Genomic DNA, 14,314 nt, shown 5'->3' on the forward strand with positions numbered 1-14,314 from the left:
GAATGGGATGTCCGTTAAAGGGCATCTTTTTTATTAGGATTTGTGAAGGAACTTTGTACTGTTCATTCATTCCAATCAAAATAGTTTAAATTTTGCTATAATAATATTTAAATTATTAAGGTTTTGAAAGGTGATTTCATCGTGACTAGTATTTTGGCTCGCAATAATGTAACGATAATAGGAGAAGGAGATAAAACCATTATTTTCGGCCATGGATTTGGCTGTGACCAAAATATGTGGAGATTGCTAGTACCTTATTTTCAAGATGAATATCGATTAATTTTATTTGATTACGTTGGTTCGGGTAAGTCCGAATTAAGCGCTTATAATCTTAAACGCTATGGCAATCTTGTCGGGTATGCACAAGATGTTTTGGAAATTGTTGATGCATTAAAGTTAGAAAAGCCCATTTTTATCGGACATTCGGTTAGCTCGATGATTGGCATGCTGGCGTCTATTGAACGACCAGATGTTTTTGAAAGTCTTGTTATGATTGGTCCATCCTCTTGTTATTTGAACGATTTGCCAGCGTATGTGGGTGGGTTTGAGAAAAAGGAAATAGTAGAGCTACTCGATATGATGGAGATGAACTTTATCGGTTGGGCAAGCTATTTGGCACCCATTGTCGTGAATAACCCCGAACGACCGGGGCTTGCTAAGGAGGTAGCGACAAGCTTTAGCTCATCTGATCCGGCCATTACACGTGAATTTGCTGAAGTGACCTTCTTTTCTGACCATCGAGAGGACCTGGAAAAGTCTGATGTTCCAACATTAATATTGCAATGTTCAGATGACAGTATCGTTCCAATCGAAGCAGGGGAGTATTTGCATCTAAATTTGAAGAATAGCACGTTTCAATTAATGGAGGCGAAGGGCCATTATCCTCATTTAAGCCATCCTGAAGAAACGGTCTATTATATTAAAAAGTTTCTATCATCCTATTAATAGTAGAGGAGGGGCATAACTAAATGGAAGAGCGTTTGGAGCATGTCCCTTGTGGTTTTGTATCAATCACAAGTAAAGGCATCATAACCTTGGTAAACCAAACCTTTTTGGATATGGTTGGCTACGAGAAAAATCAATTATTGAACCAGCATATTGAATCAATTATGTCAGGGGCTAATAAATTTCTATTCCACACCTACTTTTATCCTTACATTCAATTGTATGGTCATGTTGATGAACTGTATTTGACGATTAGGAATAGTAAAGGTGAGGATTTACCCATTCTTCTAAACGGAAAACGAAATCGGATAGGGGATTCTGAGTTCATTGATTGTGTATTTGTTAAAATGGACAAACGAATCGATTACGAAAATGAACTTCGAAATGCTAAAAGGCAAATTGAAGAGGCTTACCGTGCAAAGGATGAAGCACTTGCAAAATTAGAAGTCCTCCATAAGGATGTCGAAGCGAAGCAAACGGAATTAATGGCCTTAAATAAGGAGTTAGTAAGATTAGCAACATCCGATCCCCTAACTGGACTGAAAAATCGCAGGTTTCTCTTTGAAACCATAGATAAGTATATTGCAGAATTTACAGTAACAAGTACCCCATTTTCTATACTTATCATTGATATTGACTATTTTAAAAATGTCAATGATACATGGGGGCACCTGGTTGGTGACCATATATTACGCGAATTGGCAAAGATTATGCAGGCAGGATTACGAAAAGAAGATATCCCCGGTCGCTATGGTGGAGAAGAGTTTATGATTCTGTTACCGAATACTAACGCTGAAGCGAGTAAAATGATAGGAGAGAAAGTTAGGCTTGCCGTCGAGACGGCCGTTTGGGACCAATGCTCTGTGACGGTAAGTATTGGTGCAGCCACCTTCAGTCCTGAAGATACCAATCTAACCATCATTTCAAATGCTGATAAAGCCCTTTATACCTCGAAAGCGAATGGGCGAAATTGTGTTACCCATTCACTTGAATTGTTTTAGCGTCTAGGAAAGGGAACAGCCGGTCACTGTTCCCTTGAATGATTATCTTAAAAAGATAAGTATTTATGATGGTCAATTCGATAGACTTCTTTGGGACACCTATCTATCATCGCTTTACATAAAACTTTATTATCATCTCTTTCTACAAAGTCAAACTACACTGCTAACCTCTTAAACGGCTTCGTCAACCTTTATTAATGCTAAATAAGGCATCTTCCCACTAAAAATAATTCCAGAATAATATTATTCAGAAAATTGTTGAAATCATTTATAGTATTCCATATAGTTGAAATTAAAGAAATGTTCCAAAATATTTCCGAAAATGAATATATTAATAAGTAAACTTATAAATGAGGTGCTGTTTAGTGGATTCGCAGATTTCGAAGTTAGTAGAGGACCTATACCCTTCAATGGTTGAGTGGCGACGTGATTTGCATAAGCATGCTGAATCTGGGTGGCTCGAATTTCGAACAGCTTCATTAGTTGCAGCCATGCTTGATAGCTGGGGCTTTGAAGTGAAGGTAGGGCGTGAGGTGATTAAATCAGAAGCACGCATGGGTGTTCCATCTGATAAAGTATTGAAGCAGCATTTTGATCGAGCTTTACAACAAGGGGCAAACCCAAACTGGCTCCCTGCTTTTGAAGGCGGTTTTACAGGAGTAGTGGGAATTTTAGACACGAAACGCTCCGGACCAACCATTGGAATACGCTTTGATATGGACGCCCTAGACCTGTATGAATCTGAGGAGGGTGAACATTTTCCTGTAGTAGCGGACTTTGTTTCTATTAATAAAGGAATGATGCATGCTTGTGGCCATGATGCCCATACGTCTATTGGGTTGGGTCTTGCCAAAGTGCTAATAGAGATGAAGGATCAATTAAACGGGAGAGTGAAAATCATTTTTCAACCAGCTGAAGAAGGGGTTCGTGGCGCGAAATCAATGGTGGAAGCTGGCGTTGTCGATGATGTTGATATTTTTGTAGCGTCACATATTGGAACAGGAGTCCCATTAGGTGGATTCATCAGTGGTACGAAGGGATTTTTATCAACATCGAAAATGGATGTGACCTATACTGGGGTGGCAGCCCATGCTGGAGGAAAACCTGAAGATGGGAAAAATGCCTTGTTGGCAGCATCAACTGCTGTATTAAATTTGCACGGTATCTCTCGGCATAGTGAAGGAAACTCTCGTATTAATGTTGGAGTTTTACAAGCAGGAAGTGGTCGCAATATTATTCCTGCAATCGCCCAGCTCAAAATAGAAACAAGGGGCGAAACATCCGAGGTGAATGAATACATTTTAAAAAATGCCATCCAGATTATTAAAGGAGCCGCCGTGATGTATGATGTGGATGTCTCCTACGAAATTGTTGGTGAAGCAAGATCCTGTGATTCGAGTGAAGAGCTGATGGCCTATATTGGTAGAGTAGCAGAAAACGTGCCAGAGATTGAGTTTATTCAAAATGATATGCCATTTGCAGCGGGATCGGAGGATGCAACCTATATGATGGAAAGAGTAAGGCGGAATGGTGGGGTAGCCTCTTATGCCATCTTTGGTACGACCCTAGAAGCGGGGCATCATCATGAACGTTTTGATATTGATGAATCGGTTATGAAGATAGCCGTCAAAACCTTAGCAATGGTAATAGCCAATAGTGATCATTTAGAAAAATAACTTGATGTCGGGGTGAATTTAATGAGAACAGCAGATTTAGTTTCGGAAATGAACGAGTTAATCGAGAAGAAAAGAGACCGTTATATTGATATTAGTGATAAAATTTGGGCTTGCCCGGAAACGAGATTCCAAGAGTACCAGTCATCGGAAATACTATGTCAGGCTTTGGTTGCTGAAGGTTTCCAGGTTGAAAGAGAAGTTGGAGGGATTAAGACGGCTTTTATAGGGACCTATGGTTCTGGAAAGCCCGTTATCGCACTTCTTGGAGAATTTGACGCTTTATCTGGATTAAGTCAAAAAAGCGGGGTAGCGGAAAAAGAGGCTTTAGTAGAGGGTGGAAATGGCCATGGTTGTGGACATAATTTATTAGGGACTTCGCCGTTAGCCGCTGTGGTTGCGATTAAAGAATATATGAAGGAACATCATCTTCAAGGGACGATTAAATATTTTGGCTGTCCAGGGGAAGAAGGTGGCTCTGGAAAAACCTTTATGGTTAGAGAACATTTATTTGATGATGTTGACTGTGCTCTTACTTGGCACCCAAATTCATTTAATGGCGTATTTACAGTATCTTCCTTAGCCAATTATCAGGTTTATTTTAAATTTAAAGGAACGGCGTCACACGCTGCTAATTCTCCTCACCTAGGCAGAAGTGCACTAGATGCTGTGGAGTTAATGAATGTGGGTGTGAACTATTTGCGTGAGCATATCATACCGGAGGCAAGAGTCCATTACTCGATTGTCAATGCAGGTGGAACGTCCCCAAATGTGGTTCAAGCGGAGGCAGAGGTATTGTATTTGATTAGGGCACCAAAATTGGCAGAAGTGAAAAGCATTTATGAAAGAGTGGTAAAAATTGCTGAAGGTGCGGCTCTTATGACGGAAACAACCGTAGAGGTAAAATTTGATAAGGCCTGCTCTGACTATAACCCTAATACCGTACTTGGAAAAGTGGTGCATAGCCAGTTAGAATCTGTGGGTGAAACTACCTATACAGAAGAGGAAATCCAATTTGGCCGAAGTATTCAACAAAAAATTACAAAAGAAGATGTAGAAAACGCCTTACAGGAAATGAAGAAAACGTCTGTAGCATTATCAACCCATAAGAAGAAAGAATTGCAGGAGTTCCCGTTTTGTGTGGATGTGTTGCCTTTTAAGGAAACCGACGCGATTCTGTTCGGATCAACCGATGTGGGTGATGTCAGTTGGGTCGTTCCAACGGCACAATTCTATAGTTCCTGCTTTGTGTTTGGGACTCCATTACACACTTGGCAGCTTGTTTCTCAAGGGGCGACTTCGATTGCTCATAAAGGAATGCTTCAGGCAGGTAAAGTATTGGCAGCTTCAGCAATTGAATTATTTAAGGATCCATCAATTATTCGACAAGCAAAAGAGGAGCTTGATTTGAAATTGGCGGAATCACCGTATTTCTGTCCGATTCCTGAGGGAGTAGAGCCTTCACCGTTAAGATAGATTAAATGAGTACTGCCGGAGAATCATTGCTTTGATTCCCCGGCTATTTTGTTAAAAAAAGTTGAGTTAGTTGGAAAAAGAGATTTAAGCGAGATATGATAGAAAAAATATCTTTTGGGTGATGCTTATGTTTTTAAAACGAGTAACATTATTGCGGGAGAAAGTATCGACCTTTCGGATGTATCCTTTTTCCATACCAGCCATTCGAGGGTTGGAGGAGCTAGAAATTCCTAGTAATGTCACGTTTTTTGTCGGGGAAAATGGGTCAGGTAAATCGACCTTACTAGAAGCAATTGCGGCACAAATTGGTTTTAATAAAGCGGGCGGGGGACAAAACAATCGGTTTGAAATAACGGACACAGTCTCTCCTTTGGGTGATTATCTGCGATTATCCTGGCTACCTAAGATAAGTAACGGTTTTTTCTTGCGGGCGGAAACATTTTATGATTTTGCTTCCTATTTGGAGCAACTTCAACAGGATAATCCGGGTGACGACGTTTTTGCTGCTTATGGGGGAAAATCATTACATGAACAATCACATGGGGAATCATTTCTATCCTTATTTAAAAACCGATTTGGCCAAAAGGGTATCTATTTATTGGATGAGCCTGAGGCGGCTCTGTCACCTGCAAGACAACTGGCTTTGCTTAAAATCATCCATGATTTAGAAAAAGAAGGAGCCTCACAATTCATCATCGCTACCCACTCACCAATACTATTAGGCTATCCAAATGCAACCATCCTTCAATTCGATCACGAAACGGGAATAACAAAAGTAGAATACGAAGAAACCGAACACTACCAACTAACCAAATACTTCCTCACCAACCGACAAGGAATGTTAAGACACCTATTCCAAGACTAACAAGATACCGCTTTAACGCTTTAAAGCATTCGGGGACTGTCCCCTAGTGTTTTTAAAAAAATACACGTGCTTTAAAGCGCTAAAGCGGTTTCGCTGTTTTAGTCTTCTAGATAGGTAATTTTGCCTTCTTCGAGTGTTTGGATTCTGGCTAGTGATTCTACACGAAGTCCTTTTTCACGAAGCTGTTTTCCTCCTGGCTGGAAACATTTTTCAATTAAGATCCCAATCCCAGCAATTTTTGCACCTGATTGTTTCACAATATCAACTAATCCAAATGCTGCTTGGCCATTGGCTAGGAAATCATCAATAATGATGACGCTATCTTCCGATGAAAGGAATTGTTTAGACACGGAGATCTCGTTCGTTTCATTTTTTGTAAAGGAATGAACAGACGAGGTTAACAAACCTTCTGATAGAGTCAAAGACCTTCTTTTTCTTGCAAAAATAACTGGGACTCCAAGTTCAAGCGCCGTCATTAATCCAGGGGCAATTCCGGATGATTCAATGGTTACTACTTTTGTTACGTTGTCGTCTTTAAAACGTTGGGCAAATTCCTTCCCAATTTCAAGCATAAGTTGAGGATCTATTTGATGATTAATAATCGAATCAACCTTTAAGACATCTTTAGATAGTACCTTTCCTTCCTTTTCTATCCTTCTCTTCAATAATTCCATGATGTTCCTAACCCCCTCTTAGTGTAAAAAGAAAAAACCTAAAAGTCATTGCACTCTTAATCTATCGAGTGAGCCATGACCTTCAGGTTTTATAGAAGGAACGGAATTACTATTTCATCATGAAATGAATGAAATTCCACATTGCTCACTCATAGTCAGAGTATTTACGGTACTCCGGTAGAAACTTGCTGGCCATATCCCAGCGATTATATGAGTGAAGTATTCTAATATAGTTTTGAAAAGAATTATAGGACCTAATGCTTCATTTGTAAACCAAATAATACTGGCAATATCCTTTAGTGCTTTAAAGCGTGTGGGGACTGTCCCCTAGGTTATTAAAACACTAAAGCGCTAAAGTGATGGTTGTCATTTTTCTGGTTTGGTCATATAATGAATAATAACAATTTTGAAATTTTTAAGGAGGTGGAATTGAGATGAGTCGATCTGTTGGTTTGCAAGGACAATATTTAGAGTTTATCTATATTTGTCGTGCAATTTTTCATGATGTGGTTAATAACGGGACCAGTCTGCCCTTTTTTAGCCAAATGAATATGAAAAACCAACAGTAAGAGGTCTCAATTCCTAACTCGATGAATAAATCGGTGGCAAAATGAGAGCTATTTAGCTCTTTTTTTGTTAGCTTGCTTTTGCATCCCATAGAAAGATCCTGCCTTGAACAGGGGATATCTATCTTTTTTGCTAAAGCGCAATGATGTTATCGATAAGCCATGGAAGGCGTCTACTCTTCCATGGCTTTTTTATTTTTTGCCTCTTACTGAAAACTAATGAATCGGAAGGAAGAGGAATATGATTTTATGTAGTGTTCAACAATTAACCAAGATGTTCGGTGGCAATATCATTTTTGAAAATTTATCGCTGGAAATTCAAGAAAAAGACCGTATTGGCCTTGTAGGTCGGAATGGCAGTGGAAAAACGACAATTTTTAAATTGTTAGCAAATGTGGAAGCACCTGATACTGGGCAAATTCATCTGAAAAAAGGAGCAAAGGCTGGCTATTTGGCGCAAATCCCGCAATATCCAGAGGGAACCACAGGTCAGGATGTCCTTCAATCGGCTTTTACTGAGCTTTACAAAATAAGCCATCGCCTTCGAGAACTAGAAGAAAGTATGGCCATAACAATTGATGAAAACCAATTAGCCAAGGACCTTCAAGAATATGGCCGCCTACAGGATCTCTTTACCCTTTCAGGAGGCTATGAAGTGGAAGCCAATATTGCCAAGGTGGTAAATGGGGTGTCTATCGGGGACTTGCTAACGAAGCCATTCAACAGATTAAGTGGTGGCGAACAAACAAAAATTTGCCTAGGGCTCATCCTTCTTCAGCAGCCTGAGCTGCTACTCTTAGACGAACCGACGAATCACCTCGATATAACTGCGGTCGAGTGGCTTGAAGAATTTTTAAAAGAATACGAAGGAACGGTAGTGTGTATTTCGCATGATCGCTATTTCTTAGATCATGTTGTGACTAAAGTATATGACTTAGAAGATGGTGAACTAACGGTTTATCACACCAATTATTCGGGTTTTGTAAAGGAGAAAGAAGAACGTCTGCTCCAAGAGTTCCAAGCCTATCAGGAACAGCAAAAGAAAATCAAAAAGATGAAGGAAGCCATAAAGCGACTTAGGGAATGGGCTAATCAGGCGAACCCACCGAATGAAGGGCTTCATAAACGGGCTCGTAATATGGAGCGCGCCTTACAGCGGATGGAAATGCTAAAACGTCCAGTTCTGGAGCGAAAGCAAATGGGCTTAGAATTTGAAAAAACTGAGCGCAGTGGCAAGGATGTTTTTACATTAGAAAATGTTTCAAAAGCATATGGAGAGAAAAGGCTGTTTAACGAAGCCAACCTGCTCGTACAATATTTGGATCGAACGGCGATTGTCGGTCCAAACGGGGCTGGAAAATCGACGATTATTAAGATGATCCTCGCTGAAGTGAAACCGGATGCAGGAGGAGTTAAACTGGGGAGTAATGTTAAAATCGGCTACCTATCGCAGCACTTTACATTTTCTGACCCGAACAGGAGGCTGATTGATGCCTTTCGAGACGAGGTTCATTTAGCAGAAGGTGAAGCACGTCATATACTAGCGAAATTTATGTTCTATGGGCCTAATGTCTTCCGCAAGGTTGGTCAGTTAAGCGGCGGTGAAAAAATGAGGCTCCGATTAGCACAATTAATGCATCAGGATCTTAATTTCCTTGTGCTAGATGAGCCGACAAACCATTTGGACATAGATTCGCGCGAAGTGTTAGAGGATGCATTAGAGGATTTCAAGGGGACGATTTTGGCGGTATCCCATGACCGATATTTCTTAAATAAGCTTTTCCCAAAAACGTACTGGCTTGATAATCAAAGGCTCCACTATTTTGACGGCAACTACTCCTGGGCAAAAAAGAAGCTTGAGGAGCAAAATGCAAGGTTAGATTTCGAAAAAGAAATGCCTACGGTGAAGGCTAAGAAAGAGACAATTAAGACCTTGCCACAAGGACAATGCAGTCAAAAACTAATTGATGAACTGGAAATGACTTTAGAGCATATTGAAGAACAGTTAGCCCAGCTAGAAGTTGAATTAACTCAGGAAACCGATTTACAAAGGCTACAAGAGATTTTTGCAGAAAAACAAAAGCTAGACACAGAACGTGAAAAAATGTATGAACAGTTGGAGAAATTAATTTAAACGAAACAGCGAGAAATTCAATCTAATATGGAAAAAATAAGGAGGTTGGTGACAGGCACCATATTTACACCTATTTGTAGTATACTACAGCTAAAGGAGGGGTTATGTTGAGAAAAGGATTAGTTGGATTTGGTATTGTGGTCGTTATTCTTGTTATTTTTGGTGGGATGTTGGCGTCTAGTTATAATGGTTTTGTTAATTTAGAGGAAAATGTTAATCAGTCATATGCCCAAATCGAAAATCAGCTCCAAAGGAGACTGGATTTAGTACCGAACCTAGTTAATACGGTAAAAGGGTATGCCGCCCATGAAAAGGAAGTCATTGCATCTATTTCCGATGCACGTGCAAGATTAGCCGGTGCTAGAACGGTGGAAGAAGAGGCGACAGCTAATGAAGAACTTTCAGGTGCTTTAAGCCGCTTACTAGTCGTTGTGGAAAATTATCCTAACCTGAAAGCTGATCAGCAGTTCACCCAACTGATGGATGAACTTGCCGGGACGGAAAACCGCATTTCCGTTGCGAGGAAAGATTACAATGACCAAGTGGCTGTGTATAACAAAAAAGTAAAGCAATTCCCTGGAGCGATTATGGCTAATATCACTGGATTTGATGAGAAACAATATTTTAAAGCCGATCCTCGAGCAGCAGAAGCTCCAGAAGTTGATTTTGGAGGAAACGGGTGATGAAAGCGAATCGGGCATTCTGCTTTCTACTGGCGTTTTTCACCTGTTTTCTATATGGGGGAAATACGTTTGCCAAGGATTTACCTGTTCCAACTCCTGTTGGTGACATCTATGTACAAGATTTTGCCCGAGTTTTAGACGTAAGTGAAGTAAATGAGCTAAGAGGAATTGGCAGGGCACTTGAGGACAAAACAACTGCGCAAATTGCTGTATTAACCGTTGGTACAACAGGAGATCGAACGATTCAGGAATATGCAAACGAAGCGTTTCGTCAATACGGGATTGGAAACAAGACAGAAAATAACGGGGTTCTCCTTGTATTAGCGATGGATGACCATCAAGCATGGATAGAGGTGGGATACGGCTTAGAGGGAAGAATACCTGACGGAAAAGTCGGGCGAATTCTTGATCAATATACCGTTCCCTATTTGAAAAATCAACAACCAGACCAAGCTATAGTAGAAACCTATAAAGTGCTTACGAATGAAGTTTTAAGCGAGTACGGTTTAGAGGATGAACAACTAAATCCAAGCCAAGCACCACTAGATGAACACCCAGTATCTACCGACCAAGGTGATGGTATCCCTGCCTGGCTGATTATCATACTAGTGGTAGTATTGCTTTTTCTTGATTTTAAATTTTTTGGTGGATTCCTCACGCAAATGCTTTTATCCATCCTTATGAGAGGTGGCGGTAGAGGCGGAGGAGGAGGTGGCGGCTATCGTGGTGGTGGTGGTGGCTCCTCCGGTGGCGGTGGCGCTGGCAGAGGTTGGTAGAAGAAACGAGTGAAAATAAAAACAATTTTGACAAACTAATTTTTTGAAAGTTTATGATATAATTTACTCTGACTAAACTAACCATTAAGGGGTAATCGCTATGTCTATTTTAAAAGATTTGTTTATTGGCCTTTCCCAAAACCAATTTCTGAATAGTGCTGCTAAGAAGTATGGCTTAAAAATGGGAGCGCAAAGCGTCGTAGCGGGAACAAATATTGAAGAAACAATCAAAAGCATTAAAGACCTTAATTCTCATGGAATTTCTTGTACTGTCGATAATTTAGGGGAATTTGTTTTTAAAAGAGAAGAAGCGACAGAAGCAAAAGAAAACATCCTTGCTGTGATTGAAGCCATTCATGAACATAAAGTGGATGCCCATATTTCATTAAAGCCTACACAGTTAGGATTAGATATCGATTTTCAATTTTGTTTAGAAAACTTAAGAGAAATTGTTGACAGAGCAAATCAATATGAAATTTTTGTGAACTTTGACATGGAGGATCACGGTCATCTTGACCCTTCCTTTGCTATTCTGGACGAGCTTGCAAAAGAATATGATAATGTCGGAACGGTTATTCAAGCATATTTCTTCCGCGCTCAAGAGGACATTGAAAAATATAAGGATTTCCGTCTTCGTATTGTAAAGGGTGCCTATAAAGAGCCCGCTGAGTTGGCTTATCAAGATAAGAAAGATATTGATGCCAATTTTATTAAACTTATCGAGTGGCATTTATTAAATGGGAAGTTTACATCAATCGCAACTCACGACCATAATATTATCAATCATGTGAAAGCGTTTGTAAAAAAGCATGACATTCCAAATGATAAGTACGAGTTCCAAATGCTTTATGGTTTTAGAAAAGATATGCAATTGAAACTGGCTAGCGAAGGCTACAATTTCTGTACCTATGTTCCATTCGGAAATGACTGGTATGGCTACTTCATGCGCCGACTTGCAGAAAGACCGCAAAACCTAAATCTTGTCGCGAAACAAGTGTTTAACAAAAAAACGAACACAGTCATTGGCTTAGCTGCAGGGGCGTTTATACTAGGTAGATTAACAAAGAAAAAATAATAAAGATAATCGGGAATGGTGCCTGTTAGCGCCATTCCCTTTTTCAATCAAACGTTTGATTAGAGGTGATGAATGAAATGAACAGCATTTCCCTTAGCTCACTGTTAGATGTAATTGGGGAATTATTTTCCGACGAGATATCTATAGCCGTTTCGAACACGAAAGAATATATCTATTATCGGCCAAGTAAGCGAATTGATTTGAAAATCAGTTCGGGAGACCCCATTAAGGAAGGGACGATAGCCTTCAAAGCCTTAAATATGCAGTCAAAGGTATCGGAGTTCATTCATCGTGATATTTTTGGCGTTCCTTATCATGGGATGGCCGTGCCATTTTACCATAATGGACTAATAGAGGGCTGTGTAACAGCTATTTATCCGGCATTAACAGAAGGAAAATCTGTTGTGACCGTAAAAGCAACAGATGGATGGATTCCAATGCCTTTTTCCGAGGTTGTTTATTTGGAAGCAAAGGATAAAAAGACCTATGTTTATGGGGAAAGTTTGTCTGGAACCCATAAACACGCGCTGCAGGAATTTGAGTATTTGTTGCCAAAGGATAATTTTATCAGGTGTCACCGTTCTTATATTGTAAATGTCAATCATATTGAAATGATCTATCCTGACACCCATTCAACGTTTGTTTTGTCAATGGATAACGGTCAACGAGTGCCAGTGAGCCAATCCTATTCAAGCTATTTTCGAAAACTTTTAGGATTCTAATCTTTTCTGCTTTAACGTCTGAATTTGCTGTTTTATCCGAATTATTCATAACCTAATCCAAAAAATCCTATCGCCATGCTTTAAATAGTTAAAATATTTCTATATTTATAAAAAGTGAGGGGATTTTGATGAGAAAAGGAATGGAGCGGATTAGGGACCTGCGTTTACAAGACCGTGTTGTCACTCCTGAACAAGCAGCATCATGGATCAGGAATGGAATGACCCTAGGATTAAGTGGTTTTACCCGTGCAGGAGATGTTAAGGCGGTACCGTTTGCCCTAGTCAATCGGGTCAAAGAAACAGGAGAAGATTTGAAAGTCAATGTTTATACAGGTGCCTCACTAGGTTCAGATGTTGATAAATTATTTGCTGAAGCTGGCATTTTGAATAAAAGATTGCCATTTCAAGCTGACCCAACGATGCGAAAAGGAATTAACCAAGGCGATTTTTTATTTGTTGATCAGCACTTGTCTCATACGGCAGAGCTGATTCGTGCAGATGTGATGCCTATTGATATTGCAATTTTGGAAGCGGTTGCAATAACCGAGGATGGATTGGTCATTCCGACAACATCCATCGGAAACTCACTAGCCTTTGCTTTAAATGCAAAGACAATCATAATCGAAATTAATATGGCACAATCTCCGCAGCTTGAAGGCTTGCATGATTTATATGAGCCAGGGAAACAGGGAGAAAGAGGACCAATCCCTTTATCGAAACCAAATGACCGAATTGGTACAATTGGCATTCCGGTTGATATCAATAAAGTCAGAGGAATTGTGTTCACCGACCAATTAGACTCCCCTTCCACTATCGTCCCTCCGGATGAAGAGACTGTGATGATGGCGGGGCATTTAATCGAATTTTTACGCACTGAAGTAAAGAGTGGCCGCCTAACGGAAAAATTAGCGCCGCTACAATCGGGAATTGGTTCGGTTGCTAATGCCGTTCTCCATGGAATGCTAGAATCAGAGTTTAAGGATTTGGAAGTCTATTCCGAGGTGCTCCAGGATGCCGTTTTTGATTTGATGGATGAGGGTAAAGTTCAATTTGCTTCTTGTTGTTCAATCACCCTTTCTGAAAAGAAGATGGCACAGGTTTTTGCCAATTTTGATCAATACCGAGACAAATTAATCATGAGGCCGCAGGAGCTATCGAATCATCCAGAAATTATTCGACGCTTAGGGCTAATCTCGATTAATACTGCCTTGGAATTAGACATCTACGGGAATGTCAATTCAACCCATGTGTTAGGGACAAAAATGATGAACGGAATAGGCGGTTCAGGGGATTTTGCTCGTAATGCACGGCTTGCTATTTTTGTTACCAAATCGATTGCCAAAGGCGGAAATATTTCGAGTATTGTTCCGTTTGTTTCCCATGTTGATCACACCGAGCACGATGTTGACGTAATTGTGACAGAGCAGGGCTATGCGGACTTGCGCGGATTAGCTCCCCGTGAACGAGTAGAACTAATTATTGAAAATTGCGCTCATCCAACTTATAAGGAACAGCTTCGCAACTATTATCAGGAAGCTCTGGTAAGAGGAGGACAAACACCACATGTTTTAGAAAAAGCATTATCATGGCATATTAATTTTGCTAAAAATGGCACGATGTTGGAAAAGGAATTAGCGACTGTATAAATGGCAATCTTCTTTTGTTCTAATTCTCGAGGATAAATAGGGTATAATTAGGCTAATTAGAACGAAAGAAACTGGTGA

The 14,314-nt window shown here is 40.1% G+C and carries 13 protein-coding genes and 1 riboswitch; of the genes, 12 read left to right on the plus strand and 1 reads right to left on the minus strand.

Features of this window, described 5'->3' with window-relative positions:
* Positions 1–138 precede the first annotated feature (138 nt).
* The 5 genes from ACX9YW_RS05155 to ACX9YW_RS05175 all read left to right on the plus strand — a co-directional run bounded on the left by ACX9YW_RS05155 (position 139) and on the right by ACX9YW_RS05175 (position 5,960).
* Entirely contained in the window at positions 139–945 is an 807-nt protein-coding gene (locus ACX9YW_RS05155; RefSeq protein WP_460343231.1) for an alpha/beta fold hydrolase, read from the plus strand.
* 23 nt (positions 946–968) lie between these two features.
* Entirely contained in the window at positions 969–1,946 is a 978-nt protein-coding gene (locus tag ACX9YW_RS05160) for a sensor domain-containing diguanylate cyclase (protein ID WP_460342810.1), read from the plus strand.
* A 365-nt stretch (positions 1,947–2,311) separates the two neighbouring features.
* Entirely contained in the window at positions 2,312–3,622 is a 1,311-nt protein-coding gene (locus tag ACX9YW_RS05165; RefSeq protein ID WP_460342813.1) for a M20 family metallo-hydrolase, read from the plus strand.
* Between the two features lie 21 nt (positions 3,623–3,643).
* Positions 3,644–5,095, plus strand: coding sequence for a M20 family metallopeptidase (locus ACX9YW_RS05170; protein ID WP_460342816.1), 1,452 nt, complete (start codon positions 3,644–3,646; stop codon positions 5,093–5,095).
* 127 nt (positions 5,096–5,222) lie between these two features.
* Entirely contained in the window at positions 5,223–5,960 is a 738-nt protein-coding gene (locus ACX9YW_RS05175) for an AAA family ATPase (RefSeq protein ID WP_460342819.1), read from the plus strand.
* A 98-nt stretch (positions 5,961–6,058) separates the two neighbouring features.
* Here the strand turns inward: ACX9YW_RS05175 and ACX9YW_RS05180 are convergent, their stop codons facing one another.
* Positions 6,059–6,634, minus strand: a complete 576-nt coding sequence (locus ACX9YW_RS05180; protein WP_460342822.1) for a xanthine phosphoribosyltransferase — start codon at positions 6,632–6,634, stop codon at positions 6,059–6,061.
* Positions 6,635–6,766: 132 nt separating this feature from the next.
* Positions 6,767–6,868: riboswitch (purine riboswitch) on the minus strand.
* Between the two features lie 200 nt (positions 6,869–7,068).
* Between ACX9YW_RS05180 and ACX9YW_RS05185 the strand changes: the two genes are divergently transcribed.
* From ACX9YW_RS05185 to scpC, 7 genes are all read left to right on the plus strand, one after another.
* Positions 7,069–7,203 (plus strand): RAxF-45 family protein, encoded by a 135-nt coding sequence (locus ACX9YW_RS05185; RefSeq protein ID WP_460342825.1) that lies wholly within the window; start codon positions 7,069–7,071, stop codon positions 7,201–7,203.
* A 238-nt stretch (positions 7,204–7,441) separates the two neighbouring features.
* Entirely contained in the window at positions 7,442–9,334 is a 1,893-nt protein-coding gene (gene abc-f / locus ACX9YW_RS05190) for a ribosomal protection-like ABC-F family protein (protein WP_460342827.1), read from the plus strand.
* Positions 9,335–9,438: 104 nt separating this feature from the next.
* Complete coding sequence (locus ACX9YW_RS05195; protein WP_460342830.1) at positions 9,439–10,017, plus strand: LemA family protein; 579 nt, start codon at positions 9,439–9,441, stop codon at positions 10,015–10,017.
* Positions 10,017–10,793, plus strand: coding sequence for a TPM domain-containing protein (locus ACX9YW_RS05200; protein ID WP_460342833.1), 777 nt, complete (start codon positions 10,017–10,019; stop codon positions 10,791–10,793). The genes ACX9YW_RS05195 and ACX9YW_RS05200 overlap by 1 nt, the downstream gene beginning before the upstream one ends.
* A gap of 100 nt (positions 10,794–10,893) precedes the next feature.
* Positions 10,894–11,868, plus strand: coding sequence for a proline dehydrogenase family protein (locus tag ACX9YW_RS05205; protein WP_460342840.1), 975 nt, complete (start codon positions 10,894–10,896; stop codon positions 11,866–11,868).
* Between the two features lie 77 nt (positions 11,869–11,945).
* The gene (locus tag ACX9YW_RS05210; protein WP_460342843.1) at positions 11,946–12,590 is read left to right on the plus strand and encodes a LytTR family DNA-binding domain-containing protein; all 645 of its coding nucleotides are present in this window, start codon (positions 11,946–11,948) and stop codon (positions 12,588–12,590) included.
* 128 nt (positions 12,591–12,718) lie between these two features.
* On the plus strand, positions 12,719–14,236 hold the full coding sequence (gene scpC / locus ACX9YW_RS05215; RefSeq protein ID WP_460342846.1) for a succinyl-CoA:acetate CoA-transferase ScpC: 1,518 nt from the start codon (positions 12,719–12,721) through the stop codon (positions 14,234–14,236).
* Positions 14,237–14,314: the final 78 nt, after the last annotated feature.

Source organism: Pseudoneobacillus rhizolycopersici, from assembly GCF_054786815.1.

What these genes read in the sequence shown, in the direction of transcription:
- ACX9YW_RS05200 (WP_460342833.1), top strand. Translation starts at nt 10,017, where the DNA reads ATGAAAGCGAATCGGGCATTCTGCTTTCTACTGGCGTTTTTCACCTGT.
- ACX9YW_RS05210 (WP_460342843.1), top strand. Translation starts at nt 11,946, where the DNA reads ATGAACAGCATTTCCCTTAGCTCACTGTTAGATGTAATTGGGGAATTA.
- ACX9YW_RS05160 (WP_460342810.1), top strand. Translation starts at nt 969, where the DNA reads ATGGAAGAGCGTTTGGAGCATGTCCCTTGTGGTTTTGTATCAATCACA.
- scpC (WP_460342846.1), top strand. Translation starts at nt 12,719, where the DNA reads ATGAGAAAAGGAATGGAGCGGATTAGGGACCTGCGTTTACAAGACCGT.
- ACX9YW_RS05175 (WP_460342819.1), top strand. Translation starts at nt 5,223, where the DNA reads ATGTTTTTAAAACGAGTAACATTATTGCGGGAGAAAGTATCGACCTTT.
- ACX9YW_RS05195 (WP_460342830.1), top strand. Translation starts at nt 9,439, where the DNA reads ATGTTGAGAAAAGGATTAGTTGGATTTGGTATTGTGGTCGTTATTCTT.
- ACX9YW_RS05185 (WP_460342825.1), top strand. Translation starts at nt 7,069, where the DNA reads ATGAGTCGATCTGTTGGTTTGCAAGGACAATATTTAGAGTTTATCTAT.
- abc-f (WP_460342827.1), top strand. Translation starts at nt 7,442, where the DNA reads ATGATTTTATGTAGTGTTCAACAATTAACCAAGATGTTCGGTGGCAAT.
- ACX9YW_RS05205 (WP_460342840.1), top strand. Translation starts at nt 10,894, where the DNA reads ATGTCTATTTTAAAAGATTTGTTTATTGGCCTTTCCCAAAACCAATTT.
- ACX9YW_RS05180 (WP_460342822.1), bottom strand. Translation starts at nt 6,634, where the DNA reads ATGGAATTATTGAAGAGAAGGATAGAAAAGGAAGGAAAGGTACTATCT.
- ACX9YW_RS05170 (WP_460342816.1), top strand. Translation starts at nt 3,644, where the DNA reads ATGAGAACAGCAGATTTAGTTTCGGAAATGAACGAGTTAATCGAGAAG.